Here is an 18,271-nt window from a genome sequence, read left to right as displayed (position 1 = left end):
TTAACCGCAACCGTAGGGCTATCTACCCTTGTGGGCATGTACAAGGTAGAGTACGGAATGCTTATGGCTGGGGCCTCCTTACTTCTTTTGCCGGTCCTGGCAATCTTTATAGTAGGTAGAGAAAGATTCGTGGAAGGAATTTTGCGAGGAGCCATAAAAGGGTAACGTAGGAGGGGTGCTGGAGAGTGAATTACCCTTTTTGGAAGGTGAAAACCAGTTTTGAGGATTTTTCCGGAATCATAAGAGGTGCTATCTCGGACCGTACCTGTTTTGTAGAACACTTCGTTGATGAAGTTGTCATGCAACATATCGCTGAGAAGTACCTCGGTATACAATGGATTCCTGTCTTTGGAAACTTGAGAGAGAGGTGCAGATGTCTTCGAGATTCTTCCGGGTTCCTTCTTCTTCCCGGTGAAGTAGAAAAGAGGGCTTTGGAAAACTATGTAAGTTTTTTCACCGCAATAGGGTATGCTTACATACCCGACATTGCCTTTTTTGCCTATTCCTCAAAGCTTCTTTCACAGTCACTTCCAGAAGCTGAGGACACGGCTGTCCTTTCGAAGGGCAAACGCACTTGGGCTCAGGAAGGGGTTGGTTTTATCAGGTCGTGGGAGGACTTCGAATCTTTTCCCTGGGATACTCTTAAAGCATTGGACCTTGAAAGGTACTATCGTTTTCTGGAGAAGATTCTTCCAGAGGGCCAAAAAGTGGTGGTTACAGGGAGCCTCTTTGAACACCTATTAGAAAGGGTTTTAGGGTATGAGCATCTTTTTTACTCTATTCATGATAATCCTGAATTGGTTCGGGCAATTCTTGAAAAGCTAGGCAGAGCGAACGAACTCTTCTACCGGGAAGCGGTGCAGTACGATTGCGTTGGCGGCATAATGCATGCCGACGACCTGGGCTTTAAGTCTGGAACGTTCGTTCATCCGGATTGGATTAGAGAAAACCTGGTCCCTTGGTTTGCGAGATATGCACAAATAGCGCATGAAGCTGGGAAATTCTTTTTCCTTCACTCGTGTGGGAGAGTAACCGAGGTACTAGAGGATCTTTTGGTAACGGTTAGAATAGATGGGTTTCACTCTTTCCAAGATGAGATAATACCTGTTGAGTGTTTTAAGGCAAAGTATGGGGATCGAGTGGCCATTCTTGGTGGTGTGGACGTTGATCTCCTATCTAGAGGCACATTTGAGGAAATTCGTAGGCGGACGCGAGATATTATGGAAAAATGTGTCCCTGGTGGTCGATTTTGTATTGGCTCTGGTAACTCGTTTGCTAATTTCATACCAATTGAAAATTATTTTACGATGCTTACCGAAGCCTTAGAATTCTGTGGCTTGGCTCAAAATCCAAGGAGGTGAGGGAAGGAAGGTTGTGCTTGGCTGTAACCTTTTGGTTTGGAACGGTTCGTTTCCGAAGAGTGAGGGAATACCAAAGGAGGGCTTACAAAAGGAGGGTGAATTCACGTGAGACGGGTAGCTCTGGTGATTGGGTTGGTTCTTGTTCTTGCGGGTGTTGCCTTTGCCCAGCTTCCCGGTGGGGTCCCAAGGAACGAAACGCTCATTGTGGATCAGCTCACCGGCCGCGTGGGAACCCCGAGCAACTTCAACCTCTGGGCAGGGTGGCGGTGGCAGGACCGGGGCTTGCAGCAACTTGTCTGTGAGCCGCTCTGGACGGTGGATTACGCCACCGGCGAAATCATCTGTGGTTCCGCAGCTGAACTTCCTCAGTACAACGAGGATTTCACGAAGATGACTATTAAGCTCCGCCAGGGTGTCTACTGGAGCGATGGTGTGCCTTTCACCGCCGATGATGTAGTGTACACCATTGACCTCCATATCCGAACCCCTGGCCTTCTCTACCATGGTCCCATGGCCGAGTTCGTTGACAAGGTCTACAAGACCGATGACTATACAGTTGTCGTGGAGCTGAAGAAGCCGAATTCCCGGTTCCACACCCATTTCCTGGACCGGTGGGGATGCCTCCGCATTATGCCCAAGCACATTTTCGAAAAAGTTGAGGACCCGGTGACTTTCGAGTTCAATCCTCCGATAGGATGTGGCCCATGTGTCCTCAAGGATTACGATCCCGCCGGTTTCTGGACCTTGTGGGAGCGGAGGGAAGACTGGCAGAGGACTCCTACAGGAATGCTCTACGGGGAACCAAAACCGAAGTACGTGCTCTTCCAGGCTTTTGAAACTGAGGAAGCAAAGATTCTTGCTCAACTCCGGCATGAGCTCGACATGGCCCAGTTTGCTCCCGAGGGACTTCGAGTGGTCCTTGAGCGGAGTGACACAACCCGAGGCTGGCGAAAGGAATGGCCCTGGGTGGTGAACATCGACCCCTGCATTACCGGTATCATCTTCAACAACATGGTGGAACCGTACAACATTAAGGATGTCCGCTGGGCATTGACTCTTGCAATCAACATGGTGGAGTACATGGCCACGGCCTTCGACCTCATGGCTCCGGTAAGCCCCATTCACCTTCCTCCTGTTCCCGCGTACGTTGAAGCTTTCTTCAACCCCATGGAGGAATGGCTGAAGAACTTCGAACTCGACCTTGGGAACGGGGAGAAGTTCAAGCCCTTTGATCCAGAAATCCCGCAGCGTATTGCCCAGGCGGCAAAGGAACGAGGATACCCGGTTCCCGAAGACCCGAAGGTTATCAAGGAACTCTTTGGCATCGGCTGGTGGAAGTACGCGCCTGAGGTTGCGGAAAAGCTCCTCAAAAAGCATGGTTTCACAAGGGGTGCGGATGGCAAGTGGTACCTGCCCAATGGTAATCCGTGGAAGATTACCATTGTGACGGATACAAACCCTGCGCACCACCACTACCGGAATGCCATGGCGGCGGCAGAGCAGTGGAGGAAGTTCGGCATCGATGCTACGGTGAATGCCACCGAAGCTTTCAACAGTCTCCACCTCATGGGCGAGTTCGAGGTCGGGACCATGTGGCCGGCAGCAGAGCCCTGGGGAGCAGGAGTGGACCTTTCGAGGACTCTCGATCCCTGGCGTTCAAGCCTTGTCGCACCCATAGGGCAGGCAGTAACCCTTGGTCCTGGTGGCGCGGCCCGGTGGTCCAATCCTCGGCTGGACGAGGTCATCGCAAAGCTTGAGGCAACCGACCCCTTTGCCGATGTGGAGACCACTCGTCTTCTCGGTATTGAAGCTTTGAAGATTCTCGTCGAAGAGATGCCCACCATTCCGACCTATGGGTACTGTGGAGCCGTGGCCTGGGATGAGTACTACTGGGAGAACTACCCCGGTGCCGAGAACCCCTACTCTCAACCCTACCAGCACTGGCCGAACTTCAAATACATGCTCCCGTTCCTGAAACCCAAAAAGTAGTATTTGTGCGGCCCCCGAAAGGGGGCCGCATGGAGGTATGAGCATGCGATTCGTTCGAGACTACCTTGCCCCAAGGCTTATCCAGTACGTACTTGTGGTCTTCTGCGGCATTACGGCGGTGTTCTTCATTCCCCGCTTTGCCGGCCAGGACCCGGTGCTTGAAATCATCGCTCAAATCCAAACTCAAGGTTCTTCTCTTGACCCTCAGGCAGTGCGGAGTCTCATGGAGACCTTAAAAGAACTCTATGGGCTCAAGGGGAGCCTTTTTGAGCAATACCTCACGATGTGGCGGCGCATTTTTACCCTTGACTTTGGTCCCTCCTTCTTCCAGTTCCCCACCCCGGTATCGCAGCTTCTGCGCATCTACCTGCCCTGGACGATAGGTCTTTTCGTCACCTCAACGCTTCTTTCCTGGATTCTTGGAAATGTCATTGGAGGCATTGCGGGGTACTTTTCCGGGAAATCCTGGTCGAAGATTCTCGATGCCGTCATCATGGTTATCCGCCCCATTCCCCATTACATCTTTGGGGTTGTGCTCCTCATCCTTTTTGCGTACCTTTGGCCTCTTTTCCCGGCAGGGGGACTCATTTTGGGCCGGAACGTAACCTGGAACTGGAACCTTGTGGTCACCATCCTTCGGAGTTCTTTTCTTCCCGCTCTGACTCTTGTTGTCCTCGGGGGTGTGGTCTGGTTCCAGCAGATGAAGCTCCTCGTGCAGAACGTGAAACGGGAAGATTTCGTGGAGTACGCCCGGGTGGGAGGGGTTAAGGAGCGGCGAATCGTCTTTCGGTATGTCCTCAAAAACGCCATGCTCCCCCAGGTTACACAGCTCACCCTTGCCCTCGGGCAGGTCTTTAGCGGTGTGCTCATCGTGGAGATGGTATTCTCCTATCCGGGGATAGGGCTTTTGCTCTACCGGGGGGTCACAAGGGGAGACTACAACCTCGTCATGGGCATTACGGTGCTCTCCATTTTCACCATTGCCACCTCGGTACTCCTTCTTGACCTCTTCTATCCCCTTCTTGACCCTCGTATCCGGCACAGGTAGGTGGGCGTATGGAGACCCTTCGAGAGCTCTTCCGGGACTACCGCTTTGCCACCGGCTTCACCATCTTTGCGTTCCTTGCCTTTCTGGCTTTCCTTTCCTTCTTTTCTCCCTATGATCCCATTCGGCAACTCCAGGTCCCCAGGGACAAACCCCCTTCCTGGTCCCATATCCTCGGCACGAACTCCAAGGGGCAGGATGTCTTCTGGGAAGCGACCTTTGCCATCCGGAATTCTCTCATCATTGCCCTTATTGCCGGGCTCCTTTCCCGGGTGGTGGCGGTCCTTGTGGGATTTGTGGCGGGGTACCGGGGAGGGACGCTTGATCGCATCCTCATGGGAGTTGCCGACGGACTCCTCGTCATTCCCCTTTTCCTCATCCTCGTCATGGTGGCCATGCTCCTTCGAGGAAGTCTAACCCTGGTGAACACGGGGTTACTCCTTGCCTTCTTCGGCTGGGCCTGGGATGCTCGAACGATTCGGTCCCAGATTTTGAGCCTTCGGGAACGGGAATTCACAAAAACCTCGGTGCTTTCTGGAAACGGTACCATGGCCTTGGTGGCCAAGGAGTACCTCCCCTTTACGACACCCCTTATCTTCTCAACCCTCATCAACAATATCGCCTGGGCCATAGGGATGGAGATCGTCCTTGCCATTCTTGGTCTTGTCCGTCTTGAGATTCCAACTCTTGGAACAACCCTCCAGTGGGCCATTACCTACCAGGCAATGCTTCTTGGGCACTGGTGGTGGATTATGACACCTATCACTTTGACGATTCTCCTTCTTGTAGCCCTGTACTGGCTTTCTGTGAGCGTGAGTGAGTACCTTGATCCTCGGACACGGGTGCAAAGGATTGGGGCACGATGAGAACGGGCATCATCGAAGTGGAGAAACTCCAGGCTTTTTACGTTCTTGAGACGGTAAAGGGGAAGAAAATTATTAAAGCGGTGAACGGGGTGAGCTTGAGCATTCCCGAAGGCGAGGTCTATGGCATCGCCGGGGAAAGTGGATGCGGGAAAACGACGTTCCTCAAGACTCTTTTGGGGAATCTCGAGCCCCCTCTGCGGCACTTTGGGGGAAGGGTGCTCTACCGGGTCAACGGGGAATACCTTGATGCGCTTTCGCTTTCCCCAAAGGAGAAGCAGAAGCTCCGCTGGACGTACATATCCTACATTCCTCAGGGGTCCATGAGTGTTTTCAATCCGGTGACAAAAATCAAGGCTACTTTTGCGGATTTCCTCGAAAGCCACGTTTCGGGTAGAATCCGCCAGGAGCTCCTCAAGGAAGCGGAGAGACACCTCGAGAACCTCGGGCTCTCTCCCCGAATTCTTGAAGCCTATCCGCACCAGCTCTCTGGGGGCATGCGCCAGCGGGTGGCCATTGCCCTGGCTACTCTCTTGAGGCCCCGGGTTATCCTTGCCGATGAACCCACGACGGCCTTGGATGTGGTGGCGCAACGGGCAGTGCTGCAGCTCCTTTCTGAAGTCCAAAAGAGCCTGCGGAACACCATTGTCCTTGTGACTCATGACATGGGAATCCACGCCGCAGTAACCACCCGGATGGCCATAATGTACGCGGGAAGAATCGTCGAGGAAGGTCCAACCTGGGAGGTTTTCACGAACCCTCTCCACCCGTACACCCAGTACCTCATCCGTTCTCTGCCCCGAATTGGGGACAAAAGCCCCAGGGAATGCGCTCCGGGAAGTCCTCCCTCTCTTGCCAATCTCCCTGCAGGATGCGCCTTCCATCCCCGCTGCCCTCATGCCTTTTCCCGGTGCCGGGAAGAAACCCCAGAACTTGTACCCTGTGGGGAACAGAAAGTCGCCTGTTTCCTGAGGAGGGAGAGCTGTGTCGCCGCTTCTTGAGGTCAAAAATCTCACCAAGGTCTTCACCTTAGGAAGCCTTTTCTCCCGAGTGCGTATCACTGCAGTGGATCGGGTTTCCTTTACCATCGAGGAAGGCGAGATTTTTACGCTGGCGGGGGAAAGCGGCTGTGGGAAGACGACGACGGCTCGGATGATTCTTGGGTTTGAAACCCCAACAGGTGGAACCATCCGGTACCGGGGAAAGGATTTAGCAGAGGTTGTCGACCGGAAAGCCTGGTTTCGGGAAGTTCAGGCGGTATTCCAGAATCCCTTTGAGACTTTTAATCCCCTCCGGATGGTGGAAGCGTACTTTTTCGAGACGGTGGAGAATTTCGGACTTGCCAAAAGCCGCAAGGAGGCCGAAGCCCTTATTGATGCAAAGCTCAAAGCGGTGGGGTTATCCCTTGAAGAGATTGCGGGAAAGTACCCAAGCGAGTTCTCGGGGGGCCAGCTCCAGCGGGCCTCCATTGCCCGGGCCCTCCTCACCAACCCCTCCCTTCTTGTTGCCGATGAGCCGGTTTCTATGGTCGATGCTTCTCTGCGCATGTCCATCGTGAACCTCTTCCGTAAACTCTGCGATGAGCTTGGGGTGAGTGTCCTCTACATTACCCATGATCTGGCCACTGCCTACTACGTGAGCGATCGGATTGCGGTGATGTTCCGGGGCAATATTGTGGAAATGGGGAAGGTGGAAGAGGTCTTAGGGAACCCCAGACATCCTTACACGAGACTCCTTCTCTCTTCCATTCCCGAGCCGAATCCGGAGAAGCGGCTGGAGGAAAAGGTGGTACTCCTTGAGGAGAGGGAAGAGTACCTCCTTTCAGGGTGTCGGTTTGCCGGAAGGTGCCCTGAGGTCATGGAAATATGCAGGCAAGAAACTCCTGAGGAGGTTGTCGTCTCAGGGGTTTTGGTGCGATGTCACCGCTTGAGAGAATCCCAAAAGACAAGGGAGGAAAGGTCCTATGAACGTCTGTGAACTCCTTGAGCGTATGACTCTCGAGGAAAAGGTGGCCCAGCTCTGTGCCGTGCACGCCAATCGGCTCCTTGAGGGGAAGAAGTTTTCTGAGGAGAAGGCAAGAGCGCTTCTTGGGAATGGCATCGGGCAGATTACTCGTCTCTTCGGTAATCCAGATCTTGAACCTGAGGAAGCGGTGGTGCTGGGGAACGAGATCCAGCGTTTCTTGAAGGAAAAGACTCGGCTCGGTATTCCGGCAATGGTGCATGAAGAGTGCCTGAGCGGGCTTTTGAGCAAAAAAGCCACCGTTTTCCCTCAGGCTATCGGTATGGCGAGTACCTTCGACCCTGAACTTGTCCGCAAGATTACCGCAAGCATCCGGGAGAAAATGCGGGCTTTGGGGGCGCACCAGGGGCTTGCACCTGTTCTTGATATCCCTCGGGACCCCCGCTGGGGAAGGACTGAGGAGACCTTTGGAGAAGACCCCTACCTTGTGTCCCGAATGGCTGTGGCCTACATCCAGGGTCTCCAGGGAGAAGATTTGAAGAAGGGCATTGTGGCCACGGCCAAGCACTTCACCGCCTACGGCATTTCTGAGGGAGGGCGGAACCTCGGACCGGCCAAAGTCGGGGAGAGGGAGCTCCGGGAAGTTTTCCTCTTTCCCTTTGAGGCTGCCGTCCGGGAGGCGAAGGTACGCTCGGTGATGAACGCCTACCATGAAATCGATGGGATTCCCTGCGCCGCCTCCTCTTTCCTCCTCACGAAGGTTCTCCGGGAAGAGTGGGGCTTTGAGGGAATCGTGGTCTCCGATTACGAGGCGGTTCGGATGCTCTACACCTTCCACCGGGTGGCAGGAAACGAGAAAGAAGCGGCGGTTCTTGCCCTGAAGGCGGGTATCGATGTGGAACTCCCTGATGCCGACTGTTTCCCTCACCTTGTGGCAGCAGTTCGAGAAGGCCTGGTGAGTGAAGAAGTCCTGGACGAGGCGGTGCGACGGGTCCTCATGCTCAAGAAGGAACTCGGGCTTCTCGATGGGGTTCCTTTTGCTTCTCCGGAGAGCATCACTCTCCTTGACACTCCAAAGGATCGGGAGCTTGCCCGCGAGGTGGCCCGGGCTTCCCTTGTCCTTCTTAAAAACGACGGGGTCTTGCCCCTTCGAAAGGACCTGAAATCCATTGCCGTTTTGGGGCCCAATGCCCACAACCCGGTGAACCTCCACGGCGACTACAGCTACACCACTCATGTCCCAAGCGTTCTTGCCTGGAAGGGAAAGGAGGCCCGTTTTGAGCTTGTGGTGCCCACGGTGACAATCCTTGAAGGGATAAAGGCAAAAGTTTCTCCAGACACTCAGGTTCTCTACGCGAAAGGGTGCGATCTCACCACTTCTTCGGAAGAGGAGATGCGTGAGGCCCTCGATGCGGCAAGGAATGCCGAGGTTGTCGTTGCCGTCCTTGGGGAATGGAGCGGCCTTTTCCGGCAGTCCCTCTCTGGGGAAGGGAGCGATCGTACCGACCTTGCGCTCCCAGAGGTGCAGCGCAATTTCCTCAAAGCCCTGTGGGAGCTTGGAAAACCCATTGTCCTTGTCCTTGTGAACGGAAGACCTCTCGAGCTCTCCTGGGAGTACGAGCACATTCCGGCCATCCTTGAAGCCTGGTATCCTGGAGAGGAAGGAGGAAACGCCGTAGCCGATGTCCTCTTTGGGGACTACAATCCCTCGGGAAGACTGCCAATATCTTTCCCGAAAGTTTCCGGACAGGTTCCGGTGTACTACAACCGTAAGCCCACCTCCTTCAGCCCGTACATTTCGGTGGATGCGGAGCCCCTCTTCCCCTTCGGCCATGGCCTGAGCTATACGACTTTTGCCTACCGGGATCTTCGGATAAACCCTGAGAAGGTTCAGGGGCTTGAGCCGGTCACCGTGGAATGTACTGTGGAGAATACCGGGGACAGGGAAGGAGAAGAGGTGGTGCAGCTCTACGTCCGCGACCGGGTGGCGTCCTGTGTTCGTCCAGAAAGAGAGCTCAAAGGCTTTGTGAAGGTTCGCCTTGCCCCGAAGGAGAAGAAAACCGTAACCTTCACCCTCTTTCCGGAGCAACTCGCCTTCTCCGACGCCCACATGCGGCTTGTGGTGGAGCCGGGAGTTTTTGAAGTCATGATTGGTGCTTCCTCCCGGGACATTCGCCTTTCCGGGTCCTTTGAGGTCCTCACCGAAAGGGTGATTACGAAGTACCGTCGTTTCGCAAGCGATGTGGTGGTGCGGTGAGGCTGCCCATGGAGCTTTCTCGAGGCGTCCACCACGTAGCGCTTATGACGAAGGACATGGAGGAGAGCCTCCGGTTCTACCGGGACCTTTTCGGTTTTACCCTGGTGGAGCGTTTCTTTGATGAGGGAGAGGGAGCAGAAATCGCCTTCCTTTCCCTCGGGAATACTCTTCTTGAGCTTTTGGCGCCTCAAAACCCCGAGGGGTGGGTGCACCCTTCGGGGTTCCACCTTGCCTTTGAGGTGGACGATGTAGCTTCAGTTTTTGCTCTCCTCAAAGAAAGGGGCGTTCCCGTCCTTCTTGCTCCTGCCGAAAGCCACGGTTTCCACTACGCCTACTTTTCCGGTCCCATGGGAGAGGTCGTAGAAATCGTCAAGCGCCTGTAGCAGAGGTATGGTACAATGGAGAAAACCACAGAAGGAGGGTCGCCTTATGAAGCGGGCCTTGCTCTTTGCGGTGGTGCTCCTTTTTGTGTTCTCTTCTTTTTCCTTCGCGGCACCGAAGAAAATCGGGGTTATCCTTGCCACCGGAGGCTTGGGGGACAAATCCTTCAACGATATTTCCTATGCGGGGGCGCTCCGGGCAAAGGAGGAACTCGGCGTTGAGCTCGATTACGTGGAGCCAAAGGCAATTGCCGAGTACGAGGGGTACCAGAGGGATTTCGCCGCATCCGGGGAGTACGAGATCATCGTCTGCGTTGGCTTCGATCAGGCGGATGCCCTGAACAAAATCGCCCAGGAGTTCCCCGAACAGAAGTTCGCCATTGTGGACATGGTGGTGAACCAGCCGAATGTGGCCTCTCTCCTTTTCAAGGCAAACGAAGGAGGATTCCTCCTTGGTATTGCAGCAACGTACATGACAAAGACCAAGAAAATCGGAATCGTGGGCGGTATGGATATCCCCCTCATCCGTGACTTCTTCCTGGGATTCGAGGAAGGCGTGAAGTGGGCGAACACCGGTGCGGTGGTTCTCCCCGTGGTGTACGTTGGCGGCTGGGCTGATCCGACGAAGGGTAAGGAGCTTGCTCTCTCCCTTATCGACAGCGGCTGCGATGTGATTTGGGCGGCGGCAGGAAAAAGTGGCCTTGGGGCCCTTGAGGCGGCAAAAGAGCGGGGTGTGTACGCCATGGGGGTTGATGCCTGCCAGTGCTACCTTGGAGACCACATTTTTGCCAGCCTGACGAAGCGGGTGGATGTTGCAGTGTACGAGACGATCAAAGCCGCTTTTGCAGGAACTTTCCAGGGAGGAGTTTACGAAAAAGGCGTTGCCGAAGGATGGATTGGGAACTGCCGCTTCCCTGAAGAGGAATCCTTCTGGGAGGAGCGTTTCGGTTTCAAGCATGCCGTAGAGCTCCCAAAAGAAGCCCTCGAGAAAATGCTCGAAGCCCGGGAGAAAATTGCCCAAGGGGAGATTCGGGTTCCTCGACCACCGGAGTTCGGCGGATGAGCAATGCTTGCCCTTTCGGTACGGGGCCTCACGAAGTGTTTCGGAGAAGTCGTTGCCAACGACCACATCGACTTTGGTGTTGCCGAGGGGGAAATCCACGGGCTTCTCGGTGAAAACGGGGCGGGAAAGTCTGTCCTTTCAAGCTGCATCTACGGGCTCTACCGCCCCGATGAAGGGAAGATTTTCCTCCGGGGGAAAGAAGTCCACATCGCAAGCCCTCTTGATGCCATTCGCCTTGGCATCGGTATGGTCCACCAGCACCTGACGCTTGTGCCTCACCTTTCAGTTTGGGAGAACATCGTCCTTGGTCGAGAACCGCGCCGGGGTCTTTGGATTAACCGTGAGGAAGCCTTCCGGGAGATTGAGCGGCTCCTTACTGAAACCGGCTTTCAGGTGGAACTCACCGAGAGAGTCGAGAACCTTCCTGTGGGGGTACGGCAGCGGGTGGAAATCCTCAAAATTCTCTTCCGTGGGGCGGATATCCTGATTCTTGATGAACCCACTGCGGTGCTCACCCCTCAGGAAGTGGACCAGCTCATCGCCACGCTCCGCCGCCTGAAAGCTCAGGGAAAGACGATTGTTTTCATTTCCCACAAGCTCAAGGAAATCTTTGCCCTCTGCGATCGGGTGACGGTGCTCAGGCGAGGGAGAAAGGTCGGGACGCTCCCGATTCAGGAGGCCACCTTCGAAACCCTTGCGGAGATGATGGTGGGAAGGCGGGTCTTTCTCGAGTTCCCCAAGGAGGAAGTGGAAAAGGGGGAGGTTCTCCTTTCTCTTCAGGGGGTGTCGACAGACCCTCCTGGTGTTCCTCTCCGGGATATTTCCTTGGAGGTTCGTTCCGGGGAAATTCTTGGCATCGCGGGGGTTGAGGGGAATGGCCAGTCAGAACTCGCCGAAGTCATCGTGGGGTTGAGGAAGCCAAAGCGTGGGGTAGTGCTCTACCGGGGGAGAGACATCACCAGGGCTTTGCCGAAAGAGCGAATCCTTTCCGGCATTGCCCACATTCCCGAGGACCGGCATCGCCTTGGGGTTATCCTCGATTTCTCAATCTGGGAGAATCTCATCCTTGGATTTGAAACAGAGCCCCCTTTCCGTCGGGGATGGATGACTCTCGACCTTTCGGCGATTCGGGAGTTTGCCCGCCGGAAAATCCGGGAATTCGACATCGTGGCTTTGAACGAAGACGTTCCCCTCCGTGCCTTAAGCGGAGGAAACCAGCAGAAAGTGGTGGTTGCCCGGGAACTTGCCTTTGAGCCGATGATTCTCGTGGCCTGCCAGCCAACCCGAGGCCTTGATGTGGCCGCTACTGAGTACCTCCGGAACATTCTCCTTGCGGCACGCCGCAGGGGCAAGGCAGTCCTCCTCATCTCGGCAGACCTTGACGAAGTTCGGGCTCTGAGCGATCGGGTCCTCGTGATGTACGAGGGAAGAATTGTGGGGGAACTTGCTCCGGAAAGCGATGAGTACCGATTTGGGCTCCTCATGGGGGGAAGAACACTCCATGAGGCGTAGGTGGGTCGTTCCCCCCGAGATTTTCGCCGTTGGTCTTGCTTTCCTTCTGGGGATGCTCGTGCTCTTTGTCACCGGGTATCCTCCCCTTCAGGCTTTTGAGGCGCTTCTGCGAGGAGCTTTCGGAACCCGAAATGCCGTTGGGCAAACGCTCACCCAGGCCACGCCCATTCTCTTCACCTCCTTAGCGTTTCTCCTTGCCTTCCGCTCGGGAATTTTCAACATCGGTGTGGAAGGGCAGTTCCTGGTGGGGGCTTTCGTGGCCACCCTTGTGGGAATTTTCCTGCGGGGAATTCCCTTTCCGGCGCACGCTGTCCTGGCTCTTTTCCTTGGAGGGCTTGGAGGGGCGGCGTACGCCCTTCTTCCGGCATTCCTCAAGGTGTACCTCGGGGCCCATGAGGTCATCACCACGATGATGCTGAGCTACGTCGCCCTGTACCTCACGAGTTACTTCGTCAACTACCCCCTCAAGGCTCCAGGATGGGTGGCGCAGACAGAGCTCGTGGCTTCCTCAGCAAGGCTCCCCAAAATTCTCCCTCCAACACAGCTCTCCCTTGCATTCCCCATTGCCCTCGGTTTTGCTCTCCTTACCCTTTGGTTTCTGGAGCGGACTGTGCACGGTTTTGCCATCCGGGCAGTGGGACTCAACCCGGAAGCCTCGGAGAACCGCGGGATTTCGGTGCGGCGGTACCAGGTTCTGGCGTTTGTCCTCAGCGGTTTCATCGCGGGGGTTGGTGGGGGAGGGGAGATTCTCGGGGTCCATGGGCGATTCGTGGACGGTTTCTCCCCGGGGTACGGGTGGGATGGAATTGCGGTGAGTCTTGTGGGGAGGCTCCACCCCTTGGGGTGCGTTCTTGCTTCGGTACTCTTTGGGATGCTCCGGGCAGGTGGTATGACTATGACTCGGGTAACCAAGGTTCCTCTTGACCTTTCTCTCATCATCCAGGCTCTTGTCATCCTCCTTGTGGCAGCGCCCTTTTTCATACGCTACCTCGGGAGCTTCTTTCGAAGGGAGGGGAAACGGTGAGCCTCAGCCTTTTCCAGGCCATGGTTCGTATGGCAACACCGATTCTCTTTGCAGCCCTTGGGGGGTGCCTCTGCGAGCGCGTCGGAGTGATTAACATCGGCCTTGAGGGCATTATGCTCACCTCGGCTTTCTTTGGGGTCCTTGTGACGTACGTAACAGCCTCGCCTTTCTTGGGATTCCTTGGAGGACTCGCCTCGGGTGTGGCCTGGGGATTTGTCATTGCCCTCCTTACGGTGCGCTTTTACGGGAACCAGGTGGTGGTGGGGACAGGGGTGAACGTCTTTGGCCTTGGCCTCAGCGCGTTCCTCTCCCAGAAAATCTGGGGTTCCCGAGGAGCATCGGAAGCGGTGGCGGGCTTTGAAAGTATTCGGCCTCCACTCTTTGGGGAGCAGACATTTTTCGTGTACCTGGGCTTTGCCCTTGTTGCGGTCCTTCATCTTTTCCTCTTTGCCACTCCCTGGGGGTTGCGCCTCCGGGCGGTGGGGGAGAACCCGCAGGCTGCCGATACCGCAGGAATTGATGTCCTCCGCTACAAAACCTTTGGGGTTGTCGCCGGATCGGCGGTGGCAAGTCTCGGGGGTCTTTTCCTCTCCCTGGGCCACCTCAAGTTCTTCGCCTGGGGGATGACGAGTGGGCGAGGATTCATCGGTCTTGCGGCCATGATTTTTGGGAGGTGGACTCCCCTGGGGTGCCTCCTTGCGAGTCTCCTTTTTGGTCTTGCCGATGCCCTGCAGATGCGGCTTCAGGCTCTGGGGATACTCCCCTCCCAGATTATCCTCCTCATTCCCTACCTCGTGACGATCTTTGTCCTCTCAGGTTTTGTGGGGCGGGCCATTCCTCCTGCCCGGTACGAGCCATACCGGAAGGAGTAGGATTGGGCATGCCCCAGATTGATCCCAAAGCATACCTTGTCACCTTCTTGTTTGCCCTTGCCAAGGAACGTGAGGCGGCGGTTGCGGCAATGCGCCGGGAAATTAAAACCCTTTCTCCCGAGGAACGGGAGAGAAAGGGAAGGGCAATCCTTGGCCTTTCGGGGAAGCACATAGGGAGGGAAATCGGGGGATTGCACCTTGTCCGGTTTGGACGGGCGAGGGAATTCGGTGAAGTGGAAATCCGGGTTGGGGATGTGGTGCTCGTGAGCCGGGGAAAGGACCCCTTGAGGAGCGGGATTGAGGGTACGGTAACGGAAATCACCTCCCGCTCTATTGTCGTGGCTTTTTCTGATGCTCCGCCTCCCTGGGTTCTGGGGAAAAACATTCGAGTCGACCTCTATGTGAACGATGTGGCCTTCCGGCGCATGGAAGAGGCGCTCTCTACCTTTGTGGCCCGAAGCGATGAAGAGTACCCTCTGCGGAAGGTACTCCTTGGGGTGGAGAGAATCCCCCCTTGTACCCCGCACCCCGTGGTTTTCGTGGACCAGGGCCTCAATCCTGCCCAAAAGGAGGCGGTCGAGAAGGCCCTTGCCGCTCCCTTTCTCTTTCTCATTCACGGTCCTCCAGGAACCGGGAAGACCCGAACGGTGGTTGAGTACATCGTCCAGGAGGTGAGAAGGGGGAAGCGGGTTCTGGCCACTGCGGATTCAAACACCGCCTGTGATAACCTTCTCCTTGGAGTGGTGGAGAGAAAGCTCAGGGCGGTTCGGGTGGGGCATCCCGCAAGGGTGGAGAAAGAGCTCCTTGCGCACTCTCTTTTTGCCCTGGCGGCAGAGAAACCCTCTTTTCAGGAGGCGGTGCGACTCTGGGAAGAGGTGGAAAGACTCAAAAAAGAGCGCGATCGGTACCTCAGGCCCTCACCTCAATGGCGGCGAGGCATGAGCGATGCGGAGATAAAAGCGGCAGCCTCAGAGGGGAGGTCGCTTCGAGGAGTACCTCTTGCGAAAATTCGCTCCATGGAACGCTGGATATCCCTGAATGAGCGTCTTGGAGAACTCGTCCTTCAGGCGCGTTCCCTCGAGAACGCCGCTATTTCTGAGGTTCTCAAAGAGGCAGAGGTTGTGGTGACAACGAACATCAGCGCAGGGAGTGAGTTCCTCGAAGGGCAGAGTTTCGACGTTGTCGTGATTGATGAGGGCTCGCAGGCCACGGAACCCTCAGCTCTTGTGGCTCTCCTCAAGGGCAAAAAGTTAGTCATGAGCGGGGACCACAAGCAGCTCCCTCCAACGGTGGTGAGCCCTGAAGCGCAGCCGATTCTCTCTCGAACCCTCTTTGAGCGGCTTGTTGCAATGTACCCGGAGTGTACGGTCCTTCTCAACATCCAGTACCGGATGCACGAGGACATCATGGCTTTCCCAAACGAAGTGTTCTACGATGGAAAGCTCATCGCCGCCCCCGAGGTTGCCCGGCGTACCCTGAAAACCTTAGGGATTGAAAACTCCGGCAACGTCCGCCACCGGGATGTTGTGGACCCCGAGGCGCCTCTTGTCTTTCTCGATACCGCTCTGTGTGGTGATCGTTTCGAGCGCCAGCACCCGGGCTCTACTTCCTTCTGGAATCCCCTTGAAGCGGAGCTCGTTGCCGAGATTGTGGAGGATTTCCTTTCCCTTGGGGTTTCCAAGGACTGGATTGGGGTTATCACTCCCTACGACGACCAGGTGGCCGAAATCTCCCGAAAGGTTCCTGGGGTTCGCGTGAGCACGGTCGATGGATTCCAGGGTCGGGAGAAAGAGGTTATCATTCTCTCTCTTGTGCGGAGTAATCCCAGAAAGGAAGTGGGCTTTCTTTCTGATGCCCGCCGTCTCAACGTGGCCATCACCCGAGCACGGGCGAAACTCGTGGCCATAGGGGATAGCACAACCCTTGCCGGGGACCGCCTCTGGCAGGATTTTCTGGATTTTGTGCGGCAAAGGGGCAGGTACCTCACCCTTTCACCGCACCGGCGGTGAGCCCCTCCACAATCCGCCGCTGGAAGAGGACCACAAAGACCACAAGGGGAAGTGTCGTGAGAACTGTGGCAGCGGATATCTGGTCCCAGGGGATTTCGTACTGAGAAGCACCAGAGAGCATGGCAATGCCCACAGGGACGGTGCGGGAAGTTGCCCGGGTCATGAAAGTCAGGGCAAAGAGGAACTCATTCCAGCAGAAGATGAAAACGAGAATTGCCGTCGTTGCCAGGGCAGGAGCCGAGAGGGGGAGGATGATGCGCAGAAGAATCCCCAGGCGGCTCAGGCCATCGACCCTTGCGGCGTCCTCAAGGGCTTCAGGGATTTGCCGGAAGAAACTCGTGAGTACCCAGGTGGCGAAGGGAACGTTTAAGGCAGCGTAGGGAACGATGAGGGCAAGCCAGTTATTCATAAGGCCAAAAGCGCTCACCATCTCATAAAGTGGCACAATGAGCACAACCGGTGGGAAAAGGGAGAGGAAGAGGAGGAAGAACAAGAACCCCCGTCCTCCTCGAATGCGGAGTCTGGAGAGGGCGTACGAGGCAAGGGAAGAAGCCGCAAGGCAGAGAAAGGTTCCGGCACAAGAGATGACGATGCTATTGGCAATCTGGCGAGCGAAAGGATGGCGGGAAAAGATTTTGACGTATGCGCTGAGGTCGATGTGACTTGGGATGTAGCGGACGGGACGGGAGAAGATTTCGTTTGCTGGTTTTACCGAAGTGATGATTTGCCAGAGGAAGGGAGCAAGGCTAAAGAAGACGACAATTCCCACTCCAAGGGCTACAAGGAAGGATACAAGCCTTTTTTGCCTCATCCGAGTTCCACCTCTTCTTTGCGGAAAAGGAGGATGACGAAGATAATGACAAGCGTCAGCCCAAAAATAACCATGGAGAGTGCCGAGCCATAGCCCAGGTTCAGGTACCGAAAGGTGTAGCTGTAGAGGTATACGGAAAGGGTTTCCGTTGTTCCTCCCGGTCCCCCCTGGGTAAGGACCCAGATGAGGTCGAAAACGGCAAATGCCTGGAGGCTCCGGAAAAGGAGGGCAAGCACCATAACCGGACGGAGAAGAGGCAGGGTTATGTGCCGGAATCTCCCCCAGATGCCGGCTCCGTCGATGCTTGCTGCGGCGTAGAGGTCCTGGGGAATGGACTGGAGCCCGGCAAGGAACATGAGGGCCATGAAAGACGTCGTCTTCCAGGCATCGGAAAAAATAGCCGCATGCATGGCCAGAGGATGCTGCCCAAGCCAGGCCACCGCTTCCTTGAGAATGCCAAGGCGAAGGAGTACATCATTTGCCACTCCGTACACGTCGTGGTAAATCCACCGCCAGGCCATGGCCATGACTGCCGTGGGTAAAGCCCAGGGGAGGATGACGCTTGCCCGGGCGAAATTTCTCCCCCGAAAGGAGAGGTTGAGAAGGAGAGCAAAGGAGAGCCCCAGGATGAACTCAATAGCTACTGAAACGACGGTGAAGTACACGGTGTTCCCCAGTGCCTGGCGGAAGCGAAGGTCGGTGGTGAGGATTTTCACGTAGTGCTTGAGTCCGACAAAACGCTCCACCATGCCGGTGGCGATGCTCTTCTCCTGGAAGGAGAGGTACACGTTTCGGGCAACCGGATAGAGGATGACAAGCCCAAAGAGGAAAATGGCAGGGAGGAGCAAGAGGTAGGCGAACTGAGTATCCGTAAGTCCCTTTCTCCGCTTCATGTTTTCCCCTTCCTTGAAAGGGCGGGGTGTCCCCCCGCCCCTTTGCGATTTTACTGTCCGAGGAGCTCTCGAATTTCCGCCGCAGCCCTCTTTATGGCCTCCTCAGGTTTGAGGGTTCCTGTGATGGCTGCGTGGATATTCCGCTGGAGAATATCAGAGATTTGGGCGTACTGGGGATGCTGCGGGCGAGTTCGGGCGTTAATCTGCACTCGCCAGAGGTCTGGGTAGTG

16 protein-coding genes are annotated in these 18,271 nt (G+C 55.7%); 13 read left to right on the top strand and 3 right to left on the bottom strand.

What is annotated here, in order from left to right; all coding sequences use genetic code 11:
* The first annotated feature begins 185 nt into the window (after positions 1 to 185).
* The 13 genes from H5U36_03395 to H5U36_03335 all read left to right on the top strand — a co-directional run bounded on the left by H5U36_03395 (position 186) and on the right by H5U36_03335 (position 16,337).
* Positions 186 to 1,361, top strand: a complete 1,176-nt coding sequence (locus H5U36_03395) for a hypothetical protein (protein ID MBC7217215.1) — start codon at positions 186 to 188, stop codon at positions 1,359 to 1,361.
* A 105-nt stretch (positions 1,362 to 1,466) separates the two neighbouring features.
* Positions 1,467 to 3,350 (top strand): ABC transporter substrate-binding protein, encoded by a 1,884-nt coding sequence (locus H5U36_03390; protein ID MBC7217214.1) that lies wholly within the window; start codon positions 1,467 to 1,469, stop codon positions 3,348 to 3,350.
* A gap of 43 nt (positions 3,351 to 3,393) precedes the next feature.
* Positions 3,394 to 4,398, top strand: a complete 1,005-nt coding sequence (locus H5U36_03385; protein ID MBC7217213.1) for an ABC transporter permease — start codon at positions 3,394 to 3,396, stop codon at positions 4,396 to 4,398.
* An 8-nt stretch (positions 4,399 to 4,406) separates the two neighbouring features.
* A complete protein-coding gene (locus tag H5U36_03380; GenBank protein MBC7217212.1) occupies positions 4,407 to 5,261 on the top strand; it encodes an ABC transporter permease in 855 nt (284 codons plus the stop codon).
* Positions 5,258 to 6,259: an ABC transporter ATP-binding protein gene (locus H5U36_03375; GenBank protein ID MBC7217211.1), complete on the top strand. Its 1,002-nt coding sequence runs from the start codon at positions 5,258 to 5,260 to the stop codon at positions 6,257 to 6,259. Before H5U36_03380 ends, H5U36_03375 begins: the two co-directional genes overlap by 4 nt.
* Positions 6,243 to 7,235, top strand: coding sequence for an ABC transporter ATP-binding protein (locus tag H5U36_03370; protein MBC7217210.1), 993 nt, complete (start codon positions 6,243 to 6,245; stop codon positions 7,233 to 7,235). Before H5U36_03375 ends, H5U36_03370 begins: the two co-directional genes overlap by 17 nt.
* Positions 7,222 to 9,477, top strand: coding sequence for a glycoside hydrolase family 3 C-terminal domain-containing protein (locus H5U36_03365; GenBank protein MBC7217209.1), 2,256 nt, complete (start codon positions 7,222 to 7,224; stop codon positions 9,475 to 9,477). The genes H5U36_03370 and H5U36_03365 overlap by 14 nt, the downstream gene beginning before the upstream one ends.
* A gap of 8 nt (positions 9,478 to 9,485) precedes the next feature.
* Entirely contained in the window at positions 9,486 to 9,860 is a 375-nt protein-coding gene (locus H5U36_03360) for a VOC family protein (GenBank protein MBC7217208.1), read from the top strand.
* A gap of 46 nt (positions 9,861 to 9,906) precedes the next feature.
* Positions 9,907 to 10,920, top strand: coding sequence for a BMP family ABC transporter substrate-binding protein (locus H5U36_03355; protein ID MBC7217207.1), 1,014 nt, complete (start codon positions 9,907 to 9,909; stop codon positions 10,918 to 10,920).
* Between the two features lie 3 nt (positions 10,921 to 10,923).
* A complete protein-coding gene (locus tag H5U36_03350; protein ID MBC7217206.1) occupies positions 10,924 to 12,432 on the top strand; it encodes an ABC transporter ATP-binding protein in 1,509 nt (502 codons plus the stop codon).
* On the top strand, positions 12,422 to 13,456 hold the full coding sequence (locus tag H5U36_03345) for an ABC transporter permease (protein MBC7217205.1): 1,035 nt from the start codon (positions 12,422 to 12,424) through the stop codon (positions 13,454 to 13,456). Before H5U36_03350 ends, H5U36_03345 begins: the two co-directional genes overlap by 11 nt.
* Before the next feature lie 20 nt (positions 13,457 to 13,476).
* On the top strand, positions 13,477 to 14,328 hold the full coding sequence (locus H5U36_03340; protein ID MBC7217204.1) for an ABC transporter permease: 852 nt from the start codon (positions 13,477 to 13,479) through the stop codon (positions 14,326 to 14,328).
* Between the two features lie 8 nt (positions 14,329 to 14,336).
* Entirely contained in the window at positions 14,337 to 16,337 is a 2,001-nt protein-coding gene (locus H5U36_03335) for an IGHMBP2 family helicase (protein MBC7217203.1), read from the top strand.
* Here H5U36_03335 and H5U36_03330 read toward each other — a convergent pair.
* The 3 genes from H5U36_03330 to H5U36_03320 form a co-directional block, all read right to left on the bottom strand.
* The gene (locus H5U36_03330) at positions 16,312 to 17,148 is read right to left on the bottom strand and encodes a carbohydrate ABC transporter permease (protein MBC7217202.1); all 837 of its coding nucleotides are present in this window, start codon (positions 17,146 to 17,148) and stop codon (positions 16,312 to 16,314) included. The two genes, H5U36_03335 and H5U36_03330, sit on opposite strands and share 26 nt — an antisense overlap.
* Positions 17,145 to 18,041: a sugar ABC transporter permease gene (locus H5U36_03325; protein ID MBC7217201.1), complete on the bottom strand. Its 897-nt coding sequence runs from the start codon at positions 18,039 to 18,041 to the stop codon at positions 17,145 to 17,147. Before H5U36_03325 ends, H5U36_03330 begins: the two co-directional genes overlap by 4 nt.
* A 50-nt stretch (positions 18,042 to 18,091) precedes the next feature.
* The coding region (locus H5U36_03320) for an ABC transporter substrate-binding protein (GenBank protein ID MBC7217200.1) at positions 18,092 to 18,271 on the bottom strand (180 nt) is incomplete at its 5' end.

Origin of the sequence: Candidatus Caldatribacterium sp. (genome assembly GCA_014359405.1) — a bacterium.
GTDB classification, from domain to species: Bacteria; Atribacterota; Atribacteria; order Atribacterales; family Caldatribacteriaceae; genus Caldatribacterium; species Caldatribacterium oleiphilum.
Note: the sequence above shows the minus strand (reverse complement) of the source record. Positions and strands in the feature narration are given on the sequence as shown.

Bases quoted from the DNA above. Each gene is read 5' to 3' on its own strand.
- H5U36_03385 (MBC7217213.1), top strand. From the start codon at position 3,394: ATGCGATTCGTTCGAGACTACCTTGCCCCAAGGCTTATCCAGTACGTA.
- H5U36_03380 (MBC7217212.1), top strand. From the start codon at position 4,407: ATGGAGACCCTTCGAGAGCTCTTCCGGGACTACCGCTTTGCCACCGGC.
- H5U36_03375 (MBC7217211.1), top strand. From the start codon at position 5,258: ATGAGAACGGGCATCATCGAAGTGGAGAAACTCCAGGCTTTTTACGTT.
- H5U36_03365 (MBC7217209.1), top strand. From the start codon at position 7,222: ATGAACGTCTGTGAACTCCTTGAGCGTATGACTCTCGAGGAAAAGGTG.
- H5U36_03360 (MBC7217208.1), top strand. From the start codon at position 9,486: ATGGAGCTTTCTCGAGGCGTCCACCACGTAGCGCTTATGACGAAGGAC.
- H5U36_03355 (MBC7217207.1), top strand. From the start codon at position 9,907: ATGAAGCGGGCCTTGCTCTTTGCGGTGGTGCTCCTTTTTGTGTTCTCT.
- H5U36_03350 (MBC7217206.1), top strand. From the start codon at position 10,924: ATGCTTGCCCTTTCGGTACGGGGCCTCACGAAGTGTTTCGGAGAAGTC.
- H5U36_03345 (MBC7217205.1), top strand. From the start codon at position 12,422: ATGAGGCGTAGGTGGGTCGTTCCCCCCGAGATTTTCGCCGTTGGTCTT.
- H5U36_03340 (MBC7217204.1), top strand. From the start codon at position 13,477: ATGGTTCGTATGGCAACACCGATTCTCTTTGCAGCCCTTGGGGGGTGC.
- H5U36_03335 (MBC7217203.1), top strand. From the start codon at position 14,337: ATGCCCCAGATTGATCCCAAAGCATACCTTGTCACCTTCTTGTTTGCC.
- H5U36_03330 (MBC7217202.1), bottom strand. From the start codon at position 17,148: ATGAGGCAAAAAAGGCTTGTATCCTTCCTTGTAGCCCTTGGAGTGGGA.
- H5U36_03325 (MBC7217201.1), bottom strand. From the start codon at position 18,041: ATGAAGCGGAGAAAGGGACTTACGGATACTCAGTTCGCCTACCTCTTG.